The 25180-nt window shown below is 69.8% G+C and carries 22 protein-coding genes and 2 tRNA genes; 11 read left to right on the forward strand and 13 right to left on the reverse strand.

What is annotated here, in order from left to right:
* Positions 1 to 28: 28 nt before the first annotated feature.
* Positions 29 to 406: a DUF6344 domain-containing protein gene (locus tag AB0K65_RS01830; RefSeq protein WP_365713248.1), complete on the reverse strand. Its 378-nt coding sequence runs from the start codon at positions 404 to 406 to the stop codon at positions 29 to 31.
* Between the two features lie 590 nt (positions 407 to 996).
* Positions 997 to 1069: transfer RNA gene (locus AB0K65_RS01835), tRNA-Ala, on the reverse strand.
* 129 nt (positions 1070 to 1198) lie between these two features.
* Here AB0K65_RS01835 and AB0K65_RS01840 point away from each other — a divergent pair.
* Both AB0K65_RS01840 and AB0K65_RS01845 read left to right on the forward strand, forming a co-directional pair.
* Complete coding sequence (locus AB0K65_RS01840; RefSeq protein WP_365713250.1) at positions 1199 to 1747, forward strand: DNA-binding protein; 549 nt, start codon at positions 1199 to 1201, stop codon at positions 1745 to 1747.
* A gap of 132 nt (positions 1748 to 1879) precedes the next feature.
* Positions 1880 to 3289, forward strand: coding sequence for a serine/threonine-protein kinase (locus tag AB0K65_RS01845; RefSeq protein ID WP_365713252.1), 1410 nt, complete (start codon positions 1880 to 1882; stop codon positions 3287 to 3289).
* A gap of 110 nt (positions 3290 to 3399) precedes the next feature.
* On the opposite strand, the gene AB0K65_RS01850 is transcribed toward AB0K65_RS01845, so the two are convergent.
* The 11 genes from AB0K65_RS01850 to dnaA all read right to left on the reverse strand — a co-directional run bounded on the left by AB0K65_RS01850 (position 3400) and on the right by dnaA (position 18032).
* Entirely contained in the window at positions 3400 to 4800 is a 1401-nt protein-coding gene (locus AB0K65_RS01850; protein ID WP_365713254.1) for a hypothetical protein, read from the reverse strand.
* A gap of 275 nt (positions 4801 to 5075) precedes the next feature.
* Positions 5076 to 5210: a DLW-39 family protein gene (locus AB0K65_RS01855; protein WP_251415102.1), complete on the reverse strand. Its 135-nt coding sequence runs from the start codon at positions 5208 to 5210 to the stop codon at positions 5076 to 5078.
* A gap of 217 nt (positions 5211 to 5427) precedes the next feature.
* Positions 5428 to 5501, reverse strand: a tRNA-Ile gene (locus AB0K65_RS01860).
* A 97-nt stretch (positions 5502 to 5598) separates the two neighbouring features.
* Positions 5599 to 6171, reverse strand: coding sequence for a DUF3566 domain-containing protein (locus AB0K65_RS01865; RefSeq protein WP_365713256.1), 573 nt, complete (start codon positions 6169 to 6171; stop codon positions 5599 to 5601).
* 105 nt (positions 6172 to 6276) lie between these two features.
* The gene (gene gyrA / locus AB0K65_RS01870) at positions 6277 to 8904 is read right to left on the reverse strand and encodes a DNA gyrase subunit A (RefSeq protein WP_365713259.1); all 2628 of its coding nucleotides are present in this window, start codon (positions 8902 to 8904) and stop codon (positions 6277 to 6279) included.
* A 41-nt stretch (positions 8905 to 8945) separates the two neighbouring features.
* Positions 8946 to 10991: a DNA topoisomerase (ATP-hydrolyzing) subunit B gene (gyrB, locus tag AB0K65_RS01875; RefSeq protein WP_365713261.1), complete on the reverse strand. Its 2046-nt coding sequence runs from the start codon at positions 10989 to 10991 to the stop codon at positions 8946 to 8948.
* Positions 10992 to 11571: 580 nt separating this feature from the next.
* Positions 11572 to 12120, reverse strand: coding sequence for a DciA family protein (locus tag AB0K65_RS01880; RefSeq protein ID WP_365713263.1), 549 nt, complete (start codon positions 12118 to 12120; stop codon positions 11572 to 11574).
* A complete protein-coding gene (gene recF, locus AB0K65_RS01885) occupies positions 12117 to 13238 on the reverse strand; it encodes a DNA replication/repair protein RecF (protein WP_365713265.1) in 1122 nt (373 codons plus the stop codon). The genes AB0K65_RS01880 and recF overlap by 4 nt, the downstream gene beginning before the upstream one ends.
* A 55-nt stretch (positions 13239 to 13293) precedes the next feature.
* A complete protein-coding gene (gene gnd / locus AB0K65_RS01890; RefSeq protein ID WP_365713267.1) occupies positions 13294 to 14172 on the reverse strand; it encodes a phosphogluconate dehydrogenase (NAD(+)-dependent, decarboxylating) in 879 nt (292 codons plus the stop codon).
* A gap of 100 nt (positions 14173 to 14272) precedes the next feature.
* Positions 14273 to 15403 (reverse strand): DNA polymerase III subunit beta, encoded by a 1131-nt coding sequence (gene dnaN / locus AB0K65_RS01895; protein ID WP_365713270.1) that lies wholly within the window; start codon positions 15401 to 15403, stop codon positions 14273 to 14275.
* A gap of 817 nt (positions 15404 to 16220) precedes the next feature.
* Positions 16221 to 18032, reverse strand: coding sequence for a chromosomal replication initiator protein DnaA (dnaA, locus tag AB0K65_RS01900; RefSeq protein WP_365713272.1), 1812 nt, complete (start codon positions 18030 to 18032; stop codon positions 16221 to 16223).
* A gap of 382 nt (positions 18033 to 18414) precedes the next feature.
* Between dnaA and rpmH the strand changes: the two genes are divergently transcribed.
* The 9 genes from rpmH (at position 18415) to AB0K65_RS01945 (ending at position 25164) form a co-directional block, all read left to right on the forward strand.
* A complete protein-coding gene (rpmH, locus tag AB0K65_RS01905) occupies positions 18415 to 18552 on the forward strand; it encodes a 50S ribosomal protein L34 (RefSeq protein ID WP_018489831.1) in 138 nt (45 codons plus the stop codon).
* Positions 18553 to 18576: 24 nt separating this feature from the next.
* Positions 18577 to 18948 (forward strand): ribonuclease P protein component, encoded by a 372-nt coding sequence (gene rnpA, locus AB0K65_RS01910; RefSeq protein ID WP_215065480.1) that lies wholly within the window; start codon positions 18577 to 18579, stop codon positions 18946 to 18948.
* On the forward strand, positions 18945 to 19271 hold the full coding sequence (yidD, locus tag AB0K65_RS01915; protein ID WP_015034858.1) for a membrane protein insertion efficiency factor YidD: 327 nt from the start codon (positions 18945 to 18947) through the stop codon (positions 19269 to 19271). Before rnpA ends, yidD begins: the two co-directional genes overlap by 4 nt.
* A 3-nt stretch (positions 19272 to 19274) precedes the next feature.
* Entirely contained in the window at positions 19275 to 20579 is a 1305-nt protein-coding gene (gene yidC, locus AB0K65_RS01920; protein ID WP_365713276.1) for a membrane protein insertase YidC, read from the forward strand.
* A gap of 13 nt (positions 20580 to 20592) precedes the next feature.
* Positions 20593 to 21105 (forward strand): R3H domain-containing nucleic acid-binding protein, encoded by a 513-nt coding sequence (locus AB0K65_RS01925; RefSeq protein WP_365713278.1) that lies wholly within the window; start codon positions 20593 to 20595, stop codon positions 21103 to 21105.
* Between the two features lie 118 nt (positions 21106 to 21223).
* A complete protein-coding gene (gene rsmG / locus AB0K65_RS01930) occupies positions 21224 to 21940 on the forward strand; it encodes a 16S rRNA (guanine(527)-N(7))-methyltransferase RsmG (protein WP_365713280.1) in 717 nt (238 codons plus the stop codon).
* 267 nt (positions 21941 to 22207) lie between these two features.
* A complete protein-coding gene (locus AB0K65_RS01935; RefSeq protein WP_365713644.1) occupies positions 22208 to 23284 on the forward strand; it encodes a ParA family protein in 1077 nt (358 codons plus the stop codon).
* Positions 23281 to 24387: a ParB/RepB/Spo0J family partition protein gene (locus AB0K65_RS01940; protein ID WP_365713282.1), complete on the forward strand. Its 1107-nt coding sequence runs from the start codon at positions 23281 to 23283 to the stop codon at positions 24385 to 24387. The genes AB0K65_RS01935 and AB0K65_RS01940 overlap by 4 nt, the downstream gene beginning before the upstream one ends.
* A gap of 159 nt (positions 24388 to 24546) precedes the next feature.
* The gene (locus tag AB0K65_RS01945; RefSeq protein WP_365713284.1) at positions 24547 to 25164 is read left to right on the forward strand and encodes a GNAT family N-acetyltransferase; all 618 of its coding nucleotides are present in this window, start codon (positions 24547 to 24549) and stop codon (positions 25162 to 25164) included.
* The last annotated feature ends 16 nt before the right edge of the window (positions 25165 to 25180 follow it).

Below are 25180 nucleotides of genomic sequence, written 5' to 3' on the forward strand. Positions count from 1 at the left end.
CGTGGGGAGGGAAGTGACTCCCCGCGCCCTACGCGGCCGAGGCAAGCGCCAGACCCGACAGTTCCGACTGCTCGGCCAGGCCCGTCTCGGCCGAAGTGCCGGTACGCCGCTGCCGTACGGAGGGCGAGGAGCCGTGCGCCTCGGCGCCGATGCGCTGCTTGATGGTGGGCGGCAGGGAGCGGTCCCGCACCGGCGTCCACCGCTGCGTTCGCTGCGCCGGTACGGCGGCGAAGGGACGGGCTTCCCGGGCGGTGGTGCTGCTGCCGTTGGCGGTCGGCTCCTCCGGCTGCTGCACGGCGGGGGCCTGCGCGGCGGCGGCGGTGCTCGCCAGGCCCACGGAGGCGAGCAGGGCGAAGAGTACGGAGATGAAGGCGGTCCAGAACTGCTTGACCTTGGCGGTGGCCATGGCCCCTCGCTTTCGTGACGTTCTCGGATGGTGCATTTCGGGTTGCGCGCTTTACATACCTTTCTCATGATGTGTACGCACCCCTGGAAACCGCGGAGCGACGCCGTCCCCGCGCAGTTCTTCCGATGAACACCACCCGTACGGCTCAGTGCGCGGTGACGGGCCCCGCAGCGGCGCCCCCGGAGAACCGCACTTCACCACCGCGAACCAGGGCGGTGACGCCCGCCCGGACCCGGACGAACGCGGGGCGTGTCAGCCGAATCCGTCGCCCGGTCCGCGGGCGAGCGTGCGTGCCCCTCGGCGAGGGACCGGCCCGGTACGAGCCGACCGCGGGCCCGCGGACCCGCGGCGCTCGCCCCTGAGTCGACGGTCCTGACGCGTGCCGGCTCCGGCCTCGCCGACGTGGGCCACGCGGCCGCGCCCCTGTCCGTCACCGGTGCGTGGCACAGCGGGACGTCTTCGTGAGACCGCGGTCCGAGCGCGTCCCCGCCGAGGCCCGCCCGGGCCGGTGCGTACGTCTGGGCCCCCTGACACGCAGAAAACCCCCTCCGACCGCGTCGCCGCAGGTCGGAGGGGGTTTTCTTGCCAAGTGGAGCCTAGGGGAGTCGAACCCCTGACATCTGCCATGCAAAGACAGCGCTCTACCAACTGAGCTAAGGCCCCGGAACGAGAACAGAGTACCGGGTCTCCCCCTCTATCTCGCAAAAGGATTGGGACTCCCGGTCGGCGACCACGCTCCGTAAGATGCTGACCGAGGTTCGCAGTGGCGAACCGCAGGGATGGGGAGAAGTAATGGACGCAGCGCAGCAGGAAGCCACGGCAAGAGCCAGAGAGCTTCAGCGCAGTTGGTACGGAGAGCCGCTGGGGGCGCTCTTCCGTCGGCTCATCGACGATCTCGGGCTCAATCAGGCCAGGCTCGCGGCCGTGCTCGGACTGTCGGCACCCATGCTCTCCCAGCTGATGAGCGGCCAGCGGGCCAAGATCGGCAATCCCGCCGTCGTCCAGCGGGTCCAGGCCCTGCAGGAGCTCGCCGGACTGGTCGCCGACGGCAGCGTCAGCGCGGCCGAGGCCACGGACCGGATGGACGAGATCAAGAAGTCGCAGGGCGGCTCGGTGCTGACGGGCACCAGCCAGACGGCCAACAGCTCGGGCGCGCCGACCGTGCGCCGCGTGGTCCGGGAGATCCAGTCGCTGCTGCGCTCGGTGGCGGCCGCCGGCGACATCATCGATGCGGCCGACTCCCTCGCCCCGGCCCACCCGGAACTGGCAGAGTTCCTCCGGGTGTACGGCGCCGGGCGCACCGCCGACGCGGTCGCGCACTACGAGTCGCACCAGAACTGACGCGGACCCCACGGTCCGGCGCGGCCACGCCCTCGACGGCGGCGCGCCGGGCCCGGGGCCACGGTGCACCTCCCGTGGCCACGGCCGGCACGGCGGAACGGAAACGGCACGACGGGGAGCGGGCGCAGAGCGATGGGTGAGGTCTTCGCTGGTCGGTACGAGCTGATCGACCCGATCGGACGGGGTGGGGTCGGCGCGGTGTGGCGCGCCTGGGACCACCGGCGCCGCCGCTACGTCGCGGCCAAGGTGCTCCAGCAGAGCGACGCCCACACGCTGCTGCGCTTCGTGCGCGAGCAGGCGCTGCGCATCGATCACCCTCATGTGCTCGCCCCGGCCAGCTGGGCCGCGGACGACGACAAGGTCCTGTTCACCATGGACCTGGTGGCCGGCGGTTCGCTGGCGCACGTGATCGGCGACTACGGCCCGCTGCCGCCGCGCTTCGTCTGCACGCTGCTCGACCAGCTGCTGGCCGGCCTGGCGGCGGTGCACGCGGAGGGGGTCGTGCACCGCGACATCAAGCCGGCGAACATCCTGCTCGACGTGACCGGCGCCGGGCGGCCGCACCTGCGGCTGTCCGACTTCGGCATCTCCATGCGCAAGGGCGAACCCCGCCTCACCGAGACCAACTACGTGGTGGGAACGCCGGGTTACTTCGCGCCGGAGCAGATGACGGGCGCGGAGCCGGACTTCCCGGCCGACCTGTTCGCGGTCGGTCTGGTCGCGCTCTATCTGCTGCAAGGCCGCAAGCCCGACTCACGGGCCCTGATCGAGTACTTCATGGCCCACGGCACCCCCGGCGCGCCGGAGGGCATTCCCGAGCCGCTCTGGCAGGTTCTCGCCGGTCTGCTGCAGCCGGACCCGCAGGCGCGCTTCCGGACGGCCACGGGGGTACGCAAGGCGCTCACCTCGGCGGTCGAGATGCTGCCCGAGGCGGGCCCGGACGAGGAGCCGGTCGAGGTCTTCGACCAGATCGGCCCGCTGCCGGCCGGCTTCGGCCCGAACGGCCCGGAGAAACCGGCGCCCACGGCCCCGGCCACGACCCACGCGCCCACGACAGCAGGCCCCACGGCCCTGGCCCCTACGGCCGCCGGTGCCGCGTCCCCGGCCGCGTCGGCACCCGCATCCGTGTCAGGGCCCTCGCCCGTAGCCCCTCCGGCTCCCGTGCGGCAGCAGCCGCAGCACGCGACCCCACAGCCACCGCCGCCGAACCCCTCCGAGACGGGCAGCTTCCACCTGCCACCGCCCCCGCGGCCGGCCCCCGTGCCCGCACAGCCGCAGGCGCCCGTCGCCCCGGTGCGTACGGACTTCGCCCAGACCCCGACGGCGGCCGTGCCGTACGACCAGGCCGCCACCCGCCCCTACACCGCGCACGCCCCGCAGAGCGCCCCGGGCAGCGCCCCGAGCGCCCCCGGCGACCCCGGCGCCCCCGTCGGCACGAGCCTCGTGCAGCGGCCGGGACCGCCCCCGAAGGTCGCGGTCCCGATGCTGGTCGTGGCGCTGATCTGTTTCGCGGTCGGCTTCTGGGCGCTCGCCCAGTCCTGACGACGTCTCGCGGGTCCTGACACGGGCCGCGGCCCGTCCGACCGCCGTCACCGCGCGGTCTTGGGCCGCGCGGTGACGGCGGACCGGTCGGCCGTCGCCACCAGCCGTCGTCACCAGGCCGGCGGCGGCCCGAATCCGGCCGTCCCGGCCTGCGGAGCCGACTGCGGCGCCCTGGCCGCCCGGCGCCGGGCGAGGACCGTCCACATGCCGAGGATCAGGACGAGGAGGGTCCCGGAGCCGATCCCCGCGGCCGCGACCAGTCGCATGCCGTCGCTCTTCTCCGCCTGGGGCCCGCTCTGTCCGCTGGCCGCCGCGTCCCGGTCGTCCCCGGTGACCTGGAACGGCCCGGCGTCCCCGGCGTAGGGGGGCCCGGACTTCGCCGTACCGGTGACGCTCACGCGTAGGGTCAGCGGCACCGGCTCGTCCCCGTACGCCTTGGCGACCTCCGGGCTGAGCGTCGCCGACAGGTAGTACCAGCCGGCGAACCGCAGGGCGTTGGTGTAGCTGTTGGAGGCGTAGCGGTTCTCGAAGGCCACCGGCCGGTGCGGGTCGAGCGACAGAGTCGCCGGTTCGCCGTCGTAGCTGACGGTGTCCTCGTCGACGTGACCACGGGCCGGGTTGTCCAGCGACAGCACCAGCGCGTTGCCGACGTACGTGTCGCCGGACGGGCTCGTGCCCAGTTCGGCGCTGGCGTGGATCTGCTGGCCCCAGTCGACGGGCACCCGGTAGAAGAGGGTCTGGCCGGGCTTGATGTCGGCGCGCCACTCGCCCTGGCGCAGCGAGGTGGCGTCGTGGAAGCCCGCACCGCCCTGGCGCTTCTGCGGACCGCCCGCGGGCGGCGGGGGCGTGGAAGAGGGCCAGCTCTCCGGCAGCTCGGTGGGGCCCGTCTGCCGCACGCCCGGCTCGGAGAGGTAACGGATCTCCAGATCCCAGTCCTCGTCCGGCGAGGCGGCCTCGGAGGTCCGCTCGACGAGCACGTAGTACGCGCCGGCCTGCTGGCAGCCGGAGCTGCCGGCCTCGATCGTGCGGTGGGCGTAGGCGGCGACGGGCCGGGTGAAGCCGCCGGATCCGAACCGGGCGTCCTGGTAGCCGCACTGGGAGTTGGAGCCGTCCCGCATGCTCACCTTGATGCCGTCGCCGTACTCCGCCTTGCCGGCCGTCCTGGGGACGGCGACCACGGACACGTACGCGTTCTGCAGGGCGTCGAGGTCGACGCGGTAGTAGAGCTTGCCGTCCTTCTCGATGGTGTCCCGGTACGTCCCGCCGGCCTTCAGCCGCTCGGCGTCCAGGTTGGTGGCCGCGCCGCGCACCCGCTGGGCCGCGCCGTCGAACGTGTACGGGCCCACACCGGCCTCCCCCGCCCGGCCGGGCAGCGCACCGGCCGCCCACGCCTGCGCGGGCAGCGCGGCCGCGCACACCGCCGCCGCCAGGGCACCGGCCAGCGCTCGGGCCACTCCGACGCCGGCCGCCCCTCCCGTGCGGAGCACGCCCCGCCCGCGCTGCGTCTTCACGCGCCTCTCCTCGTCTCCCACCCGACGACACCGCCCCCGGCGCCCGTGGTGCCGGTCCGTCCTGCCCGCCCGTAGGGATGCTGTCCGTGGCCGTCCGCGAGGACGACCGCCGCGTCCTCAGGCCGGGTCACCGCCACGACGACCACTCGATTTTGCTCACGCAACCTAGTGATGCGCAGGGGTGAACTCAAGGGTTCACCGTCACGGTCCCGGCACAGCACGAAGCCCCGGCCGCTCAAGCGCGGCCGGGGCTTCGTCCACAGACGATCTTCGTCTCACACACCCGAACCTGCGGGCACGGAGTCGGTCGCCTCCGTCCACAGATCCTGCTCGGCGCGATCCGCCTGGATCTGGCGGTACACGAGGAGCCCGCCGATGGCGGCCAGTGCGACCAGGAGAATCTTCTTCACCGCGCGACCTCGTCTTTCGTTGACGTAGGAGACTTCTGACGCCCACTCTACACATCGACCGATACCGATCGGTGACCTACTCTCCGGTCTTCCGGCTTCCCCGGCGAAGCGATTCGTCACCACGCTCGCCGCGTGCCTGATCACAGCGTCGCGTCACGGCGGTACGCCAAAAGCGATCGGCCCGGACGGAGAATTCCGTCCGGGCCGATCGCCACTGTGGGGCTAACAGGATTTGAACCTGTGGCCTCATCCTTATCAGGGATGCGCTCTAACCAACTGAGCTATAGCCCCGCCGCGCTTTGCGGTGTGTGTCCCGCGCGCTGACCTCTGAAGATTAGCGCACCTGGGGGCCAGTCCCAAAATCGGTTCCGGACGGCCCCCCGGCGGCCTACTCGTCCTCCGCCAGCGTGAGCTCGACACCGCCCACGAAACCGGCCGAGAGGTTGTAGATGAACGCCCCCAGCGTCGCCAGCGCGGTCATCAGGACCACGTCGATGACCGCGATCACCGACGTGAACATGAGCACCCGCGGCAGCGACAGGAACGACTGCAGGTCGAAACCGTTGGACTCGTTCGAGCCGGTCGCCTCGCTGATCGTGCCGCCGACGGTCGAGAAGACGCCCATGGCGTCCATGACCATCCACAGCACCGACGCCGCCACCACCGTGCAGACGCCGAGCGCGATGGAGAGCAGGAAGCTCACCTTCATGACCGACCACGGGTCGGCCTTGGCCACCCGCAGCCGCGCCTTGCGCGTACGAGGGGTGGTCCGCGCCCCCGTACGCGGCCGGCGCACCGCCGCCGCGTCCTGACCGCCCGTACCGCCCGCGCCCGGCGCCTGAGCGCCGTACGCCTGCGGCGGGTGGTAGGGCCCGCCCGGCTGCTGCGCTCCCGCGCGCTCGCCGGGCAGCGGCCCGTTGTACGTGTCGTACGAGGGCTTGGGCCCTCGAGTGTCCGTCACCGCAACCCCCTGGGAGTCCGTGGCGGAACCACGGGCACCGTCCGCTCCAGCACCAGCAGAAGCTCCGGCAGCCGCCGATCCGGCGCCCGTGGCTCCACTCACTTCCTACTCCTCGTGCTCCCCGGCCGAGGGCTCGGTGCCCTCGGCTGCCTCAACCGCGGCAGCGACCTCGGCGCCTTCCGTGTCCTCGACACCCTCGGCACCGTCGATGGCCTCGGCACCGTCGACCTCTTCGGCCTCGCTGCCCGCCTCGGCGTTACGTGCGATACCGACGACGGCATCGCGCTTGCCCAGGTTGATCAGCTGGACGCCCATGGTGTCACGGCCGGTCTCCCTGACTTCGTTGACTCGCGTGCGAATCACACCACCGGACAGCGTGATGGCGAGGATCTCGTCCGTCTCCTCCACCACCAGCGCGCCCACGAGCGACCCGCGGTCCTCCACGATCTTGGCGGCCTTGATACCCAGGCCACCGCGACCCTGGACGCGGTACTCGTCGACGTTGGTCCGCTTCGCGTACCCACCGTCGGTGGCGGTGAAGACGAACGTACCGGGCCGGACGACATTCATCGAGAGCAGCTCGTCGCCTTCGCGGAAACTCATGCCCTTCACACCGGACGTGGCACGGCCCATCGGGCGCAGCGCGTCGTCGGTCGCGGTGAAGCGGATCGACTGCGCCTTCCTGCTGATGAGCAGCAGGTCGTCCTCGGCGGAGACCAGCTCCGCACCGATCAGCTCGTCGTCGGCGCCCGCCTCCGTCTCCCGGAGGTTGATCGCGATGACACCGCCCGAGCGCGGCGAGTCGTAGTCCTTCAGCGCGGTCTTCTTGACCAGGCCGGCCTTGGTGGCGAGCACCAGGTACGGCGCGGCCTCGTAGTCGCGGATCGCGAGGATCTCGGCGATCTGCTCGTCCGGCTGGAAGGCCAGGAGGTTGGCCACGTGCTGGCCGCGCGCGTCCCGGCCGGCGTCCGGGAGCTCGTACGCCTTCGCGCGGTAGACCCGGCCCTTGTTGGTGAAGAAGAGGAGCCAGTGGTGGGTCGTGGACACGAAGAAGTGGTCGACGATGTCGTCCTGCTTCAGCTTCGTGCCGCGCACGCCCTTGCCGCCGCGCTTCTGCGAGCGGTAGTCCTCGGTCTTCGTCCGCTTCACATAGCCGCCACGCGTGATGGTGACGACGATGTCCTCCTCGGCGATCAGGTCCTCGATGGACATGTCACCGTCGAAGGGCACCAGCTTGGAGCGGCGGTCGTCGCCGAACTTCTCGACGAGCACCGCCAGCTCCTCGCTGACGATGCCGCGCTGGCGCTCCTCGGAGGCCAGGATCGCGTTGTACTCGTTGATCTTGGCCTGGAGCTCGTCGTGCTCGGCGACGATCTTCTGGCGCTCCAGGGCGGCGAGCCGGCGCAGCTGCATCTCGAGGATGGCGTTGGCCTGGATCTCGTCGATCTGGAGGAGGCCCATCAGGCCCTCGCGCGCGACCTCGACCGTGTCGCTGCGCCGGATGAGCGCGATGACCTCGTCGATCGCGTCGAGCGCCTTGAGCAGGCCGCGCAGGATGTGCGCCCGCTCCTCCGCCTTGCGGAGGCGGAACTTGGTCCGGCGGACGATGACCTCGATCTGGTGCGTCACCCAGTGGCGGATGAACGCGTCCAGCGAGAGCGTGCGCGGCACACCGTCGACGAGCGCCAGCATGTTCGCGCCGAAGTTCGTCTGGAGGTCCGTGTGCTTGTACAGGTTGTTGAGCACGACCTTGGCGACGGCGTCGCGCTTGAGCACGATCACGAGCCGCTGGCCGGTCCGGGACGAGGTCTCGTCGCGGACGTCGGCGATGCCGCCGATCTTGCCGTCCTTGACGAGGTCGGCGATCTTCTGCGCGAGGTTGTCCGGGTTGGTCTGGTAGGGAAGCTCCGTGACGACCAGGCACTGCCGGTTCTGGATCTCCTCGACCTCGACGACCGCGCGCATCGTGATGGAGCCGCGGCCGGTGCGGTACGCCTCCTCGATGCCCTTGCGGCCCACGACCAGCGCGCCGGTCGGGAAGTCCGGGCCCTTGATCCGCTCGATGAGCGCGTCGAGCAGCTCCTCGTGCGTGGCCTCGGGGTGCTCCAGCGCCCACTGGGCGCCGGCCGCGACCTCGCGGAGGTTGTGCGGCGGGATGTTGGTCGCCATGCCGACCGCGATGCCGGCGCTGCCGTTGACCAGCAGGTTCGGGAAGCGGGCCGGCAGGACCGTCGGCTCCTGGTTGCGGCCGTCGTAGTTGTCCTGGAAGTCGACGGTCTCCTCGTCGATGTCCCGGAGCATCTCCATCGACTGCGGCATCATCTTGCACTCGGTGTACCGCATGGCGGCGGCCGGGTCGTTGCCCGGGGAACCGAAGTTGCCGTTGGAGTCGACGAGCGGCATCCGCATCGACCACGGCTGGGCCAGGCGGACCAGGGCGTCGTAGATGGAGGAGTCGCCGTGCGGGTGGTACGTACCCATGACGTCACCGACGACGCGGGCGCACTTGTAGAAGCCCTTCTCGGGCCGGTAGCCGCCGTCGTACATCGCGTACAGCACGCGCCGGTGGACGGGCTTGAGGCCGTCCCGCACGTCGGGCAGCGCACGCGAGACGATGACGGACATCGCGTAGTCGAGGTACGAGCGCTGCATCTCGGTCTCGAGCCCGACGGGCTCGATCCGCAGCACCGGCTCTTCTTCTTCGGTCGTGACAGGGGGGTTCTCGTCGGCCATTGCTGGTCGTCAGTCCTTTCGTACGGTCAGCTGAGACCGACTCAGATGTCGAGGAAGCGAACGTCCTTGGCGTTGCGCTGGATGAAGGAGCGCCGGGCCTCGACGTCCTCGCCCATCAGCACCGAGAACAGGTCGTCGGCCTGGGCCGCGTCGTCCAGCGTGACCTGGCCGAGCACACGGTGGTCCTGGTCCATCGTGGTGATGCGCAGCTCTTCGGCGTTCATCTCGCCCAGACCCTTGAAGCGCTGGATCGAGTCCTCGCGGATCCGCTTGCCGTTCTGCTTGCCCAGCTCGACGAGCGCGTCCCGCTCGCGGTCCGAGTACGCGTACTCGAAGTCGTCCCGGCCCCACTTGATCTTGTAGAGCGGCGGGCGGGAGAGGTAGACGTGACCGGCCTCGACCAGCGGGCGCATGAAGCGGAAGAGGAACGTCAGGAGCAGGGTGTTGATGTGCTGGCCGTCGACGTCGGCGTCCGCCATCAGAATGATCTTGTGATAGCGGAGCTTCTCGATGTCGAAGTCCTCGTGGACTCCGGTGCCGAAGGCCGAGATCAGCGCCTGGACCTCGGTGTTCTGAAGGATCTTGTCGATCCGCGCCTTCTCGACGTTCAGGATCTTGCCGCGGATCGGCAGGATGGCCTGGTACATCGGGTTCCGGCCGGACTTGGCCGAGCCGCCGGCGGAGTCACCCTCGACGATGAAGATCTCGCACTTGGTGGGGTCGTTCGACTGGCAGTCGCTCAGCTTGCCGGGCAGGGACGCCGACTCCAGCAGGCCCTTGCGACGGGTCAGGTCACGGGCCTTGCGGGCCGCCACGCGCGCGGTGGCCGCCTGGATCGACTTGCGGATGATGTCCGCGGCCTCGACGGGGTTGCGGTCGAACCAGTCGTTCAGGTGCTCGTGGACGATCTTCTGGACGAAGGTCTTGGCCTCGGTGTTGCCCAGCTTCGTCTTCGTCTGGCCCTCGAACTGCGGCTCGCCCAGCTTGACGGAGATGATCGCCGTCAGGCCCTCGCGGATGTCCTCACCGGTGAGGTTGTCGTCCTTCTCGCGCAGCAGCTTCTTGTCGCGCGCGTACCGGTTCACCAGGCCCGTGAGCGCGGCGCGGAAGCCCTCTTCGTGCGTACCGCCCTCGTGGGTGTGGATGGTGTTGGCGAAGGAGTACACGCCCTCGGTGTACTGCGAGTTCCACTGCATCGCGATCTCGACCGAGAGCATGCGCTCCTTGTCCTCGGCCTCGACGTCGATGACGGTGGGGTGGATCAGCTCGCCCTTGCGGGAGTTGAGGTACTTCACGAAGTCGACGATGCCGCCTTCGTAGTGGTACTTCACCGTGCGCGCGACGGGCTCCGCCGCCTCCGCGTCCGGGTCGTCGGCGCCGACCGTGGCCTTCGCGGACTCGCGCTCGTCCGTCAGCGTCAGGGTGAGGCCCTTGTTGAGGAAGGCCATCTCCTGGAAGCGGCGCGCGAGCGTCTCGAAGGAGTACTCGGTGGTCTCGAAGACGTCGGGGTCGGCCCAGAACGTCACGGTGGTGCCGGAGTCCTCGACCTCCTCGTGGCGGGCGAGCGGCGCGGTGGGGACGCCGAGCTTGTAGTCCTGCGTCCAGCGGTGGCCGTCGCGCTTGATGTCCACGGAGAGCCGGGTGGAGAGGGCGTTGACGACGGAGACGCCGACGCCGTGCAGACCACCGGAGACGGCGTAGCCGCCGCCTCCGAACTTGCCGCCCGCGTGCAGGACGGTGAGCACGACCTCGACGGCCGGCTTCTTCTCGACGGGGTGCATGTCCACCGGGATGCCGCGGCCGTTGTCGACGACGCGTACACCGCCGTCGGCCAGGATCGTGACGTCGATGGTGTCCGCGTGGCCGGCCAGGGCCTCGTCGACGGAGTTGTCGACGACCTCTTGCACGAGGTGGTGGAGGCCGCGCTCACCGGTCGAGCCGATGTACATGCCAGGTCGCTTGCGGACCGCGTCCAGACCCTCGAGGACGGTGATGGCGCTGGCGTCGTACGACGCGGGGTTGGCGGACGGAGTGTTCTCGTTGGGGTTGCCGGAATCGGCCACGAAGCGCCCTTTCTGGCACAGCACAGGCCGTTCTCCGGGCATACGGGAGCGGCTGCGTCGTTCGACATGTTCCGCAGGGTGGCGGGATCTCCTATCAGTCTACCGGTAGCTCTGACACGAATGGGGGTTTGCCGGTACCTGAGTCCGCATGTGCCGCCCTGAGCGGGAGCGAGACGACTCCCCATATCCGGACGGGGGCTCCAAAGGGCTCTGACGGCCACCCAGCGCTTCGGGCAGTGACCGGTTGTGGGCAACCGATACGGGAGGGGGCTCGGTGGGGGTGGCGGGGGCGCTCGGGGCGTCCGGACCGCGTGGGGAGTGCCGTGGACACCGGGGGGCCGGGGGCACTCGGGACAGGCCTCGGGGCAGGGCCGGGGACCGGCTTCGGGGCGGGATTCCAGGCGGAAGGGGAGGAGGGGAGCCGGAAGGGGCCGGGCTGCGGGGCGGGCGGACCAGGGGGCCGGGCTAGGTCCGTCGGGGGCGGCCCGCCGGGCTGCGGGGACGGCGGAGCTGCGTGACTGCGGGGTCGGGCTGGGGCGCCGGGCGGCGGGGCCGCGAAACAGGCCCCTCAACCGCACCTCGCACCTCCCAGGCGTCAGACCCCTCAGCCGTAGGTGTCGCCCGGTCCCACGGAGCCCGGCGCCCTGAGCGGCCCGTACCCCTTGCGCGGGCCTCCCGGGCCCAGCACCTTGATCACCCGGACCGTCCCGTGGCCGAGATCCTCGTTCAGCCGGGCCACCAGCCTCGGCGCCAGCAGCCGCAGCTGCGTCGCCCACGCCGTCGAGTCGCACTGCACGGTGAGCACCCGTTCCTCCGGGTCGTCGTCGTACTTCAGCGGCTCGCAGTGCTTGGCCAGGTCCTCGCCCACGATCTGCGGCCAGCGGCCCATGACGCCGCCCACCGCCGCCGGGGCCTCCCAGCCGCGTTCGGTGATCAGCCGGTTGATCGCGGAGCCGAGCGCCATCGGGTCCCGGCCGTCGGCGTGCGCGCCGGACCGCAGCCCGCCGCCCCGCCGCGCCTGCTTCTTCTGCTGGGCGGCCGCTCCGCGCGCCTTCGCCTGCTCCTTGGCGGCGCGCAGCGCGACCCGCGCCAGGTCGACGCCCGAGGGCTCCGGCGCCTTCGCACCGGTCTCCGGCTTCTCGCTCCCGCTCACAGCCTCTCCACCACGCCTTCCGCGACCCCGTACCGCGCACCGGCCAGCACCCCCGGCACGTCGTCGTCCACCGCCGCCGTCACCAGGACCTGTTCGCCGGGGGCCACCAGCTCCGCGAGCCGCTCCCGGCGCCGCGCGTCCAGCTCGGCGAAGACGTCGTCGAGCACCAGGACCGGCTCGTTGCCCTCCGCCCGCAGCAGGTCGTACGAGGCGAGGCGCAACGACAGCGCGTACGACCAGGACTCCCCGTGACTGGCGTACCCCTTGGCGGGCAGGTCGCCGAGCTTGAGGAGCAGCTCGTCGCGGTGCGGGCCGACGAGCGTGACACCACGCTCGATCTCCTGCTTCCTGACCTCGGCGAGCGCCGCGGTCATCTGCTCGTACAGCTCCTCGCGGGTGTGCCCGGGGCCCGGCGCGGACGGTCGGTACTCCAGCAGAACCGGTCCGCCGCCGGGCGCCAGCTGCTCGTACGCCTTGTCGGCGAGCGGCTGGAGCACACCGATCAGGTCCAGGCGCTGAGCCAGAAGCTCGGCCCCCGCGCGCGCGAGGTGCTGGTCCCACACCTCCAGTGTCGACAGGTCCATGCCGCGGCTGCCGTGTCGCCGGGCCATGGCGGCGGACTTCAGGAGCGTGTTGCGCTGCTTGAGCACCCGCTCGTAGTCGGAGCGCACGCCTGCCATGCGCGGCGCGCGCGCCGTGATCAGCTCGTCGAGGAAGCGCCGGCGCTCCCCGGGGTCGCCCTTCACCAGGGCCAGGTCCTCGGGCGCGAACAGCACGGTGCGCACGATCCCCAGTACGTCACGCGGCCTGACCTGCGAGGACCTGTTGATGCGGGCGCGATTGGCCCGCCCGGGGTTGAGTTCGAGCTCGACCAGCTGCGAGCGCTCGCCCTGGGTGACGGCGGCGCGGATGATCGCCCGGTCCGCCCCCATCCGCACGAGCGGCGCGTCGGAGGCGACGCGGTGGCTGCCCAGGGTCGCGAGGTACCCGACGGCTTCGACGAGGTTCGTCTTGCCCTGGCCGTTCGCCCCCACGAAGGCGGTGACGCCCGGGTCGAGCGGAACCTCGACCCGGGCGTAGGAGCGGAAGTCGGCCAGCGACAGATGCGTGACGTGCATGGTGTGCGCCGACCTTCCCCGGCTGCCGTGCACCGCCGGGCGCACAGCCTGTGGATTACTTCTTGGACTCGACCGCGTGACCGCCGAACTGGTTGCGCAGCGCGGCGATCATCTTCATCTGCGGAGAGTCGTCCTGACGGGACGCGAACCGCGCGAACAGCGACGCGGTGATCGCCGGCAGCGGCACGGCGTTGTCGATGGCCGCCTCGACGGTCCACCGGCCCTCGCCGGAGTCCTGCGCGAAGCCGCGGAGCTGCTCCAGGTGCTCGTCCTCGTCCAGCGCGTTGACGGCGAGGTCCAGCAGCCAGGAACGGATGACCGTGCCCTCCTGCCAGGAGCGGAAGACCTCGCGCACGTCGGTGACGGAGTCGACCTTCTCCAGGAGCTCCCAGCCCTCGGCGTACGCCTGCATCATGGCGTACTCGATGCCGTTGTGGACCATCTTGGCGAAGTGGCCGGCGCCGACCTTGCCGGCGTGGACGGAGCCGAACTCGCCCTCGGGCTTGAGCGCGTCGAAGATCGGCTGGACCTTCGCCACGTTCTCCGCGGCGCCGCCGTACATCAGGGCGTAGCCGTTCTCCAGGCCCCACACGCCGCCGGAGACGCCGCAGTCGACGAACCCGATGCCCTTGGCGGCGAGCTCCTCGGCGTGCTTCTCGTCGTCGGTCCAGCGGGAGTTGCCGCCGTCCACGACGATGTCGCCGGGGGAGAGCAGCTCGCCCAGCTCGTCGATGGTGGACTGGGTCGCGGCACCGGCCGGGACCATCACCCACACGACCCGCGGACCCTTGAGCTTGCCCACAAGCTCTTCCAGGCTGTGGACATCGGCGAGGTCCGGGTTGCGGTCGTATCCGATGACGGTGTGGCCTGCGCGGCGGATGCGCTCGCGCATGTTGCCGCCCATCTTGCCGAGACCGACGAGACCGAGCTCCATCAGAGATTCCTTAAGCGTCGTGTGCGGTTCGTACCCGGGTCCGAGCCTACGCCCGGACCCTCTTGCACACCTGTGGGGTCGGCCGCTCAGTCGACGCCCGTCAGCCCGACAGACGCACCGGCATGATCAGGTACTTGTACGCCTCGTCCGCCTCCGCGTCGACCGCGGGCCGGCCGCTCAGGAGCGCGGGCTTGGTGGAGGTCGTGAAGGAGAGCTGGGCGACCGGGGAGTCGATCGCGCTCAGGCCGTCGAGCAGGAACGTCGGGTTGAAGGCGATCGAGATGTCGTCGCCCTCCAGCTGCGCGTCCACACGCTCCACAGCCTGTGCGTCGTCGCTGGAGCCGGCCTCCAGGATCAGCACGCCCTGCTCGAAGCTGAGCCGCACCGGGGTGTTGCGCTCGGCCACCAGGGCCACGCGCTTGACGGCCTCGACGAACGGGGCGGTCTCGATCACCGCGATCGAGTTGAACTCGGTCGGGAAGAGCGTCCGGTACTTCGGCAGGTCGCCTTCGAGGAGTCGGGTGGTGGTGCGGCGGCCCGCGCCCTCGAAACCGATGAGGCCCTCGCCCTTGCCGGAGCCGGAGAGCGCCAGCGTGACGGTGTCCCCGCTGGTGAGCGCCTTGGCGGTGTCCAGGAGGGTCTTGGCGGGCACCAGGGCGACGGCGGAGGCGTCCGGGGACTCCGGCTTCCACAGGAACTCGCGGACCGCGAAGCGGTAGCGGTCGGTGGAGGCCAGGGTGACCGTGTCGCCCTCGATCTCGATGCGCACACCGGTGAGGACGGGCAGCGTGTCGTCGCGGCCCGCGGCGATGGCGACCTGGGCGGCGGCCGAGGCGAAGACCTCGCCGGGGACCGTGCCGGTGGCGGTGGGCATCTCGGGCAGCGCCGGGTACTCCTCCACGGGCAGGGTGTGGAGGGTGAAGCGGGAGGAGCCGCAGACCACGGTCGCCCGTACACCGTCTGTGGAAATCTCCACCGGGCGGTTGGGCAGGGCGCGGCAGATGTCGGCCAGCAGGCGGCCGGAGACCAGGACGGTGCCGTCCTCCTCGACCTCGGCCTCGACGGAGACCCGGGCCGAGACCTCGTAGTCGAAGCTGGAGAAGCTCAGCGCGCCGTCCTCGGCCTTCAGCAGAAGGCCCGCGAGAACGGGCGCCGGCGGACGGGCCGGAAGGCTGCGGGCCACCCAGGCCACCGCCTCCGCGAGTACATCGCGCTCCACCCGGATCTTCACCGGAACCGCCTCCTGCTGTTGCTGGCTCTTCGTCGACTGCGGGAACCAGTCTGACGCACGCCACCGACACTCGGTGCGGCTCGGGGTCAAATCGCGACGAGAGGTCGCCGACGGTCCGGGCTCGAGTTGTGCACAGGTCCCACTTCGAAGCGGATTCCGGGCTAACTCTAGGTGGAAGTAGTAGTAGGGCCTGTGGAAACCGTGGATAACCCCGTTTTCGCAGGTCAGCCCCGCTTTTTTGTCCACTGCCCCTGTGGGTGACGTCGGTGGACAACCAGGGTGTTCTGTGGACGCCGGAAAGTTCTGCACACCCGGTACACAGGCGGACCCGACTTCTCCCCAGTGATGTCCCCAGCTTTACCCAGGTTCCCCACAGCCCAATCGTCTCCCTTGGTGTGACCGCTTTCACTCGACGCAGTGAGCGGGGGCGTTTCGTTGCCGAACAGTGGACAGCGGTGTGGAGAAGCTGTGGGCAACTGCCTGTTCCCTGTGGGCCGACAGTGGACAACCGGGAGGAGCCCCTGTGGACGGAAGTTTTGTCCACAGGCTGTGGATCAAGGTTGCCAACAAATCCCCAAGCGCCTGACCTGGTGTGATGATCTCCCACCCGGCGGGCCTGTGGACATGATTCGGATAACTCGGTGGTCCCCACCCTGTGGACGGAAGATCATCCCGCAATCTGTGGAGAACCGACGGCCCGCTCCTGGTAATCGAACAGCCGGGGTGGCCCGCAGGCGCCGCAAAGACGGGAAGGGCGCCCCGGGAGGTGTCCCGGAGCGCCCTTCGGAGCCGTCCGCCCTCGGACGGAGAGGGCCTCTCAGCCGTTCTTGATGCGGTTGGTGAGTTCGGTGACCTGGTTGTAGATGGAGCGCCGCTCGGCCATCAGCGCGCGGATCTTCCGGTCCGCGTGCATCACCGTCGTATGGTCGCGGCCGCCGAACTGCGCGCCGATCTTCGGCAGCGACAGGTCCGTGAGCTCACGGCAGAGGTACATCGCGATCTGGCGGGCGGTCACCAGGACGCGGCTGCGCGACGAGCCGCAGAGGTCCTCCACGGTGAGGCCGAAGTAGTCGGCCGTCGCCGCCATGATCGCGCCGGCGGTGATCTCCGGAGCGGCGTCCTCGCCCCCCGGGATCAGGTCCTTGAGGACGATCTCCGTCAGTCCGAGGTCCACCGGCTGCCGGTTGAGGCTCGCGAACGCGGTGACCCGGATCAGCGCGCCCTCCAGCTCACGGATGTTCCGCGAGATCCGGGAGGCGATGAACTCCAGGACCTCCGGCGGGGCGTTGAGCTGCTCCTGCACCGCCTTCTTGCGGAGGATCGCGATACGCGTCTCCAGCTCCGGCGGCTGCACGTCCGTGGTGAGCCCCCACTCGAACCGGTTGCGCAGCCGGTCCTCCAGGGTCATCAGCTGCTTGGGCGGCCGGTCCGAGGAGAGGACGATCTGCTTGTTCGCGTTGTGGAGGGTGTTGAAGGTGTGGAAGAACTCCTCCTGCGTCGACTCCTTGCTCGCGAGGAACTGGATGTCGTCGACCAGCAGGATGTCCACGTCGCGGTAACGCTTGCGGAAGGTGTCGCCCTTGCCGTCGCGGATCGAGTTGATGAACTCGTTGGTGAACTCCTCGGAGCTCACGTACCGCACGCGGGTGCCGGGATAGAGGCTCCGCGCGTAGTGCCCGATCGCGTGCAGCAGGTGGGTCTTGCCGAGACCCGACTCCCCGTAGATGAAGAGGGGGTTGTACGCCTTGGCCGGAGCCTCGGCCACGGCGACGGCGGCCGCGTGCGCGAAGCGGTTCGACGAACCGATGACGAAGGTGTCGAAGAGGTACTTGGGGTTGAGACGCGCGTGCTGCTCGCCGGGGGCGCCCGACGGGCCCTGCCCGGACGAGGAGCCGGGGCGCCCGACACCGGGCCCGCCGCCTCCGGGGCCCGCCGCGGGACCGCCGGGGCGGGGCCCCTGGCCGCCGCCCGGCCCCTGCCGCTCGGGAAGATCGGCGCGCTCGGGCCGCTGCGGCTGTTCGTACGCCGACGGCCGCTCGTCGTAGCGCGGCTGCTGGGACTGGGGGTGGCGGGGCCCGGCGTACGGGTCGCGCTCCTGGTATCCGCCGAGCCGGGGCTGCTGCCAGGAGAGGTCCTCCTGGGTGCGCGGCCAGGCGCCCGGGTCGGGGCGCTGCTGCTGGTAGTCCGGGTAGGCGGGGCGGGCGGTCGGCAGCCCGTCGTCGTGCGCCGGCCGGTGCCCGTACTCCTCGTACTTCTCGTACGCGTCCGTGGGAGGCCGCTCGTCGTAGCGCCCCTGCTGCGGGGACTGCTGGTGCTGCTGCGGGTGGATCGGCGGCGCGGGGGGCGTCGGCTCGCCCACGGAGTCGTCGACGGTGATCGCGATCCGGATGGGCCGGCCGCACTCGCGGCTCAGGGTCTCGCTGATCAGCGGAGCCAGGCGTCCTTCGAGGACCCGCTTGCCCCATTCGTTGGGGACGGCGAGGAGCGCGGTGTCGGCCACCAGTGCGAGAGGCTGGCAGCGCTCGATCCACTGCTTGTCCTTGGGCTCGATGCCCTGCTGGCCCTCTCTGAGGAGGTGCTCCAGCACGCGTGGCCACACTGCGGCAAGATCGGCAGGTACGTCAGCCACAGGGCACGCTTCCTCGCAGGTCCCACGAATGTGTGGTTCTCGGGACGGTGGGTCGATGTCCGTCAGGACAGGTAAGGACAGAACGGAAAAACATCTAGGGGTCCAGCCACGGTAGTCGCGGCGGCTGACGTGGTTCAAGTTGTTGTCCACAGCCTGTGCACAATGGACCCCGGCGATCGGCCGGTTTGACCGGATGGCGTAGCCGCGCGTACCGTAACCAGGTCGAGTTGTCGATGGCTGCTGCCGCCTGCCTCCGATGGGCAAAGATCACGGTCAGTGATCGTGAAGCGGTGCACTCGGGCGTATTGCGAGCTACTCGTGGGCGCACGGTGACAGCCAGGCGATGTCCCGCCACCACACACATCATTTCTGGAGCCCCCGAGTGAGCAAGCGCACCTTCCAGCCGAACAACCGTCGTCGCGCGAAGACCCACGGCTTCCGCCTGCGCATGCGCACGCGTGCCGGTCGCGCCATCCTGGCGAACCGCCGTGCCAAGGGTCGCTCGAGCCTGTCCGCCTGATCCGCTTCAACAACAGGTCATGACGTGCTGCCTACCGAGAATCGGCTGAGGCGGCGCGAGGACTTCGCAACCGCGGTACGCCGAGGGCGCCGGGCCGGTCGCCCGCTCCTCGTCGTCCACCTGAGCAGCGGTGCTACAGACCCGCACGCGCCTGGGGAGAGCGCTCCCCCGACGCGTGCGGGTTTCGTCGTGAGCAAGGCCGTGGGCGGTGCCGTCGTACGCAACCAAGTGAAGCGACGACTGCGCCACCTCGTCCGCGAACGGCTGTCCGAGCTGCCCCCCGGTAGCCTGGTGGTCGTACGGGCGTTGCCCGGAGCCGGCGACGCCGATCACGCACAGCTGGCCCGAGACCTGGACGCCGCACTTCAGCGGCTCCTGGGAGGGGGCACGCGATGAAGTACCCGCTGCTGGCTCTCATCAAGCTGTACCAGTGGACGATCAGCCCGCTCCTCGGGCCCGTCTGCCGGTACTACCCGTCGTGTTCCCACTATGGATTCACGGCCATCGACCGGCATGGCGCGATCAAGGGCACTGCCCTGACCGCCTGGCGCATCCTGCGGTGCAACCCGTGGTCGCCCGGCGGCGTGGACCACGTGCCTCCGCGCAAGCGTCCTCGCTGGCACGAAATGCTGCGGAACGCACTGCGCGGCGACAAGGGCGGGTCCACCGCCGAGACGAGCCCGGCCGCAGAGACCTCGCCCAATGCTCAAGGAGCCTGATTAGTGGACACGATTGCCAGTTTTTTCAGCTTCATCACCACACCTGTCTCATGGGTGATCGTCCAGTTCCACACGTTGTACGGGGCGATCTTCGGTCCTGACACGGGCTGGGCCTGGGGTCTGTCCATCGTGTCCCTGGTGGTGCTGATCCGGATCTGTCTGATCCCGCTGTTCGTCAAGCAGATCAAGTCGACCCGGAACATGCAGGCGCTCCAGCCGAAGATGAAGGCGATCCAGGAGCGCTACAAGAGCGACAAGCAGCGTCAGTCCGAAGAGATGATGAAGCTGTACAAGGAGACGGGCACCAACCCGCTCTCCTCGTGCCTGCCCATCCTGGCCCAGTCGCCGTTCTTCTTCGCTCTGTACCACGTGCTGTCCAGCATCGCCTCGGGCAAGACGATCGGTGTCATCGACCAGCCGCTGCTGGAGAGCGCCCGTCAGGCGCACATCTTCGGCGCCCCGCTGGCCGCCACCTTCACCGACAGCGCCGAGAAGGTCGCCTCCCTCGACGCCTCGATCACGTCGGTCCGCATCGTCACCGCGATCATGATCATCCTGATGTCGGCCTCGCAGTTCTACACTCAGCGCCAGCTGATGATGAAGAACGTCGACCTCTCGGTGAAGACGCCGTACATGCAGCAGCAGAAGATGCTCATGTACATCTTCCCGGTGATCTTCGCCGTCATGGGCATCAACTTCCCCGTCGGTGTTCTCGTCTACTGGCTGACCACCAACGTGTGGACCATGGGCCAGCAGATGTACGTGATCAGCCAGAACCCGACCCCGGGCAGCAAGGCGCAGGACTCCTACCTCCAGCGGCTGCTGAAGAGCGTGACCTCGCACGGTGAGGTCCGGGGCCGTCGCCGGAAGAACATCGTCAAGGCCATCGTCGCCAAGGGCAGCGACCGCAACGAGAACGAGCGCCGCTTCTTCGCGGGCCTGGCCAAGGCCGGCTTCGCCGCCCAGGCCGACGGCACCGTGATCAAGAGCGACACCGTCGCGGCCGAGGCCGAGGGCGGGGCCGCCGCCAAGCGGCAGCAGCCCAAGCGCCAGACCAAGGCGAAGCGCCAGGCGGCCGTGGGTCAGACCGCCGCTGCCAAGAGCGCCGAGGACGCCGCCGGCTCCCCGGCCGGCGCCGAGGAGCCCAAGACCTCGCTGGAGAAGAAGCCGGAGGGTGCGGCCACCGACGCGGCACAGGGCGACAAGCCCGCGCGCCCGAGCCGGGCCAGCTCCGGTGCCACCCGCCAGGCAAAGTCCGGTCAGCGCAAGGGCCAGCAGCGGCCCAAGCACCCGTCGTCCAAGAAGTAGAAGGAGTCGATCCGTGACGGAAGGCACCACCTCCGCCGCCGCTGAGGGTGGCGACACCCTGACCCGCCTGGAGCAGGAGGGCGAGATCGCGGCCGACTACCTCGAGGGCCTCCTCGACATCGCCGATCTCGACGGCGACATCGACATGGACGTCGAGGCGGACCGGGCCGCGGTCTCGATCATCAGCGACTCGAGCAGCCGCGAGCTGCAGAAGCTCGTGGGCCGCGACGGCGAGGTGCTGGAGGCTCTCCAGGAGCTGACCCGCCTGGCCGTGCACCGGGAGACCGGCGACCGCAGCCGTCTGATGCTCGACATCGCCGGCTTCCGCGCCCAGAAGCGCACGGAGCTCGCCGAGATCGGCGCCAAGGCCGCGGCCGAGGCGACGTCCACGGGTGCTCCGGTCAAGCTGGACCCGATGACGCCGTTCGAGCGCAAGGTCGTCCACGACGCGGTCGCCGCCGCCGGTCTGCGGAGTGAGTCCGAGGGCGAGGAGCCGCAGCGCTTCGTCGTCGTTCTCCCTGCCTGACCCCTCCTCGCAGTGTCGGCCCCGTCTGTTCGCAGGCGGGGCCGATCTTTGTCAGCCTGATAGTCAGCCATCAGAGTGCGCTCGCACCTATGCGTGCGGTACGGAAGGACGGTTCCCCGTGACGGAGGCAGCGGAGCTTCCCCCCGCGCCTGAGCAGGCGCGGACGGTATTCGGTGAGTACTACGCGGAGGCCGTCCGGTACGCGGAGCTTCTCGCGGACGCGGGCGTCAAGCGAGGGCTGATCGGTCCTCGTGAGGTCCCCCGCCTCTGGGAGCGCCACCTGCTGAACTGCGCGGTGCTCTCCGAGGTGGTCCCTGAGGGCGTCACCGTCTGCGATGTGGGCTCGGGCGCCGGGCTTCCCGGTATCCCCCTGGCTCTGGTCCGGCCTGATCTGAAGATCACGCTCCTGGAGCCGCTGCTCCGCCGTACCAACTTCCTCCAGGAGGTCGTGGAGCTGCTGGGTCTCGACCATGTGACGGTCGTCCGCGGCCGGGCCGAAGAGGTTCTGGGGAAGCTCCCGCCCGTGCACGTGGTGACCGCCCGCGCTGTGGCCCCGCTCGACCGCTTGGCCGGCTGGGGCGTTCCCCTGCTGCGCCCGTACGGAGAGATGCTGGCCCTCAAGGGCGACACCGCCGAGGAGGAGATCAACGGTGCCCGCGCCGCCCTCTCCAAGCTCGGCGTGGTGGAGACCTCGGTGCTCCAGGTCGGCGAGGGAATCGTGGATCCCCTCTCGACCGTCGTGCGCGTAGAGGTCGGGGAGAGCCCGGGTGGTGTGCGGTTCGCCGCCAAGCGAGCCAAGGCGGCCCGCCCGAGCCGTACCCGTCGGCGCCGCTGAGCCGTCAACGCGGCGCAACTGATCCGTACAAGCTGCCATACGTACGTATTTCGGAGTGTCGAGCGGTCCTGGGTCGACAGCGCGGGCATCGTGTTTCACGTGAAACGTCGCTCACTGCTGCAGGGGATCATCAGCCGCGGCCGCGCGGCTGCCACGCCCCGGGAACGCAAGCCGTCCGTGAAGCCCCCCGCGAGGGTGAGGGGATTGTCCACAGAGGTGGAATCCTCCACAGAACCACGGGCCTCGCTGGTTCACGACCCCGAATGCATGGCAGGCTCTATTCATCGCGAGCCTGAAGCCGAGGAGAGTGAATCCTTGCGGTCCAACGCCAACATCGCGGGACCGATGACCGATCCGGTCCCCGGTCCCCGAACCGAATCGGTGGGGGAGGATGTTTCACGTGAAACACCGCCCCCGATGGACGACACCCCCATTGGTCGTGCTGCCCAGCTGGCAGTAGAGGCGCTGGGGCGTGCCGGTGAGGGCCTCCCTCGGCCTGCCCAGACACGCGTGATGGTGGTTGCCAACCAGAAGGGCGGAGTCGGGAAGACGACCACGACGGTCAACCTCGCCGCTTCGCTTGCGCTGCACGGCGCCCGGGTCCTGGTGATCGACCTCGACCCCCAGGGCAATGCTTCGACCGCTCTGGGAATCGACCACCATGCGGAAGTTCCCTCGATCTATGACGTTCTGGTGGAGAGCAAGCCGCTCTCCGACGTGGTGCAGCCCGTCCAGGACGTCGAAGGCCTCTTCTGCGCTCCAGCCACCATTGATCTCGCCGGTGCGGAGATCGAGCTGGTGTCGCTGGTAGCGCGGGAGAGTCGACTGCAGCGAGCGATCCAGGCGTATGAGCAGCCGCTCGATTACATCCTGATCGACTGCCCGCCGTCGCTCGGTCTGCTGACCGTCAACGCCATGGTGGCGGGTGCCGAGGTGCTCATCCCCATCCAGTGCGAGTACTACGCGCTGGAGGGGCTGGGGCAGCTCCTGAAGAACGTCGACCTGGTGCGGGGGCATCTCAACCCCACACTCCATGTCTCGACGATTCTGCTCACGATGTACGACGGCCGGACGAGGCTCGCCTCTCAGGTCGCCGATGAGGTGCGCACTCACTTCGGCGAGGAGGTGCTGCGGACCAGCATCCCGAGGTCGGTACGTATCTCCGAAGCACCGAGCTACGGGCAGACCGTGCTCACCTACGACCCGGGCTCCAGTGGTTCGCTGTCGTATCTCGAGGCGGCCCGCGAGATCGCGCTGCGGGGAGTCGGGCTCCAGTACGACGCCCAGCAGGCTCATGCGGGTCACCAGAACAGCCAGCGAAACATGTCGGAGGGTATCCAGTGAGCGAGCGACGTAGAGGATTGGGGCGTGGGCTCGGAGCGCTGATCCCCGCTGCTCCCCAGGAGCGGCAGGCGCCGACTCTCGGTGCGGGATCGGTAGCGGCCTCCTCGGGGGCCATCCCGCCCATGGCGTCCGAGCGAGGGGTGGCCGCCGCGAAGGTGGCGACCCTTCCGCAGAGCGCCCAGTCGCCGGATTCGGTGGTGGTGACGGCGGAGCCCGAGCCGGTCGCCGAGGTGGACTCCCCCGCCGGGGCTCACTTCGCCGAGCTGCCGCTCGACTTCATCACCCCCAACCCGCGGCAGCCGCGTGAGGTCTTCGACGAGGACGCCCTGGCGGAGCTGGTTACCTCCATCAAGGAGGTCGGCCTGCTGCAGCCCGTCGTCGTACGACAGCTCGGGGCCGAGCGCTATGAACTGATCATGGGCGAGCGTCGCTGGCGGGCCTGCCGTGAGGCCGGCCTGGAGCGCATCCCCGCGATCGTGCGGGCCACGGACGACGAGAAGCTTCTCCTGGACGCGCTTCTGGAGAACCTCCACCGGGCGCAGCTGAACCCTCTGGAGGAGGCGGCCGCGTACGACCAGCTCCTCAAGGACTTCAACTGCACCCATGACCAGCTGGCTGACCGGATCGGCCGCTCCCGGCCCCAGGTCTCCAACACGCTGCGTCTGCTGCGGCTCTCGCCTCCGGTCCAGCGGCGGGTCGCCGCAGGCGTTCTCTCGGCCGGCCACGCCCGCGCCCTGCTCTCGGTGGACGACCCGGAGACGCAGGACAAGCTGGCGTACCGGATCGTGGCCGAAGGGCTCTCGGTGCGTGCCGTCGAGGAGATCGTCACCCTGATGGGTTCCGAGCCCACCTCTACGACCAAGCCCAAGGGGCCGCGGGCGGGGGCTCGCGTCTCCCCGGCGCTCACGGATCTGGCCGCCCGGCTTTCGGACCGTTTCGAGACACGGGTGAAGGTCGATCTCGGTCAGAAGAAGGGGAAGATCGTCGTCGAGTTCGCCTCGGTGGACGACCTCGACCGGATCCTGTCGACCCTGGCTCCTGGTGAGGGCCGCGTCCTGGACCAGGTTCATGCCGAGCAGGGCGAGGAAGACACCGAGGGCTGATCTGTCCTTCTGCTTGTCCCCAGGGCGGGCCGTGTTCCGGTGCAGACCGGAACACGGCCCGCCCTTTGCCTGCGGACGGTATCGCCCTGATCGCCCCATCGATACGATTCTGAGAGGGGCATATCCGTCTGCGTTGGCCGAGGGAAGCGAGGAATCGCCGTGGGGCGTCGGCTCGTACCGCTCACGCTGGACAACCTTCCGGACCTCCCCCAGCGGTGTCGCTCCTGTGTCTTCTGGGAGCTCGACCCCGTGAGTGGCGAGGCCGCCGTGAAGTCGGGCAGACCGGAGCTGGAGAAGGAAGCCTGGATCTCGTCCGTTCTCCTGGAGTGGGGATCCTGTGGCCGGGTCGTCTACGTCGACGATGTGCCCGTCGGCTTCGTCCTGTACGCGCCTCCCGCCTATGTGCCGCGCTCCATGGCGTTCCCCACGAGCCCGGTCTCGGCGGACTCGGTGCAGCTGATGACGGCCTGGATCACGCCGGGCTACCAAGGGCAGGGGCTGGGGCGGACGATGGTGCAGACCGTCGCGAAGGACCTGCTGCGGCGCGGCTTCAAGGCGATCGAGGCGTTCGGCGACGCTCGGTGGAAGGAGCCGGCCTGTGTCCTGCCGGCGGATCATCTTCTCGCGGTGGGATTCAAGACCGTACGGCCGCATCCCGCCCATCCGCGGCTGCGGCTGGAACTGAGGACGACGCTCTCCTGGAAGGAGGACGTCGAGATGGCACTGGACCGGCTCCTCGGCGCAGTACAGAAGGAGCCGGCGCTGCGTCCCCTCTAGCGGCTGCCTCTACATT

It is taken from the genome of Streptomyces sp. NPDC053755 (assembly GCF_040677675.1).
Classification (GTDB): domain Bacteria; phylum Actinomycetota; class Actinomycetes; order Streptomycetales; family Streptomycetaceae; genus Streptomyces.

Bases quoted from the DNA above. Each gene is read 5' to 3' on its own strand.
- AB0K65_RS01830 (WP_365713248.1), bottom strand. From the start codon at position 406: ATGGCCACCGCCAAGGTCAAGCAGTTCTGGACCGCCTTCATCTCCGTA.
- AB0K65_RS01840 (WP_365713250.1), top strand. From the start codon at position 1,199: ATGGACGCAGCGCAGCAGGAAGCCACGGCAAGAGCCAGAGAGCTTCAG.
- AB0K65_RS01845 (WP_365713252.1), top strand. From the start codon at position 1,880: ATGGGTGAGGTCTTCGCTGGTCGGTACGAGCTGATCGACCCGATCGGA.
- gyrA (WP_365713259.1), bottom strand. From the start codon at position 8,904: ATGGCCGACGAGAACCCCCCTGTCACGACCGAAGAAGAAGAGCCGGTG.
- recF (WP_365713265.1), bottom strand. From the start codon at position 13,238: ATGCACGTCACGCATCTGTCGCTGGCCGACTTCCGCTCCTACGCCCGG.
- gnd (WP_365713267.1), bottom strand. From the start codon at position 14,172: ATGGAGCTCGGTCTCGTCGGTCTCGGCAAGATGGGCGGCAACATGCGC.
- yidD (WP_015034858.1), top strand. From the start codon at position 18,945: ATGAAGTACCCGCTGCTGGCTCTCATCAAGCTGTACCAGTGGACGATC.
- AB0K65_RS01935 (WP_365713644.1), top strand. From the start codon at position 22,208: ATGGCAGGCTCTATTCATCGCGAGCCTGAAGCCGAGGAGAGTGAATCC.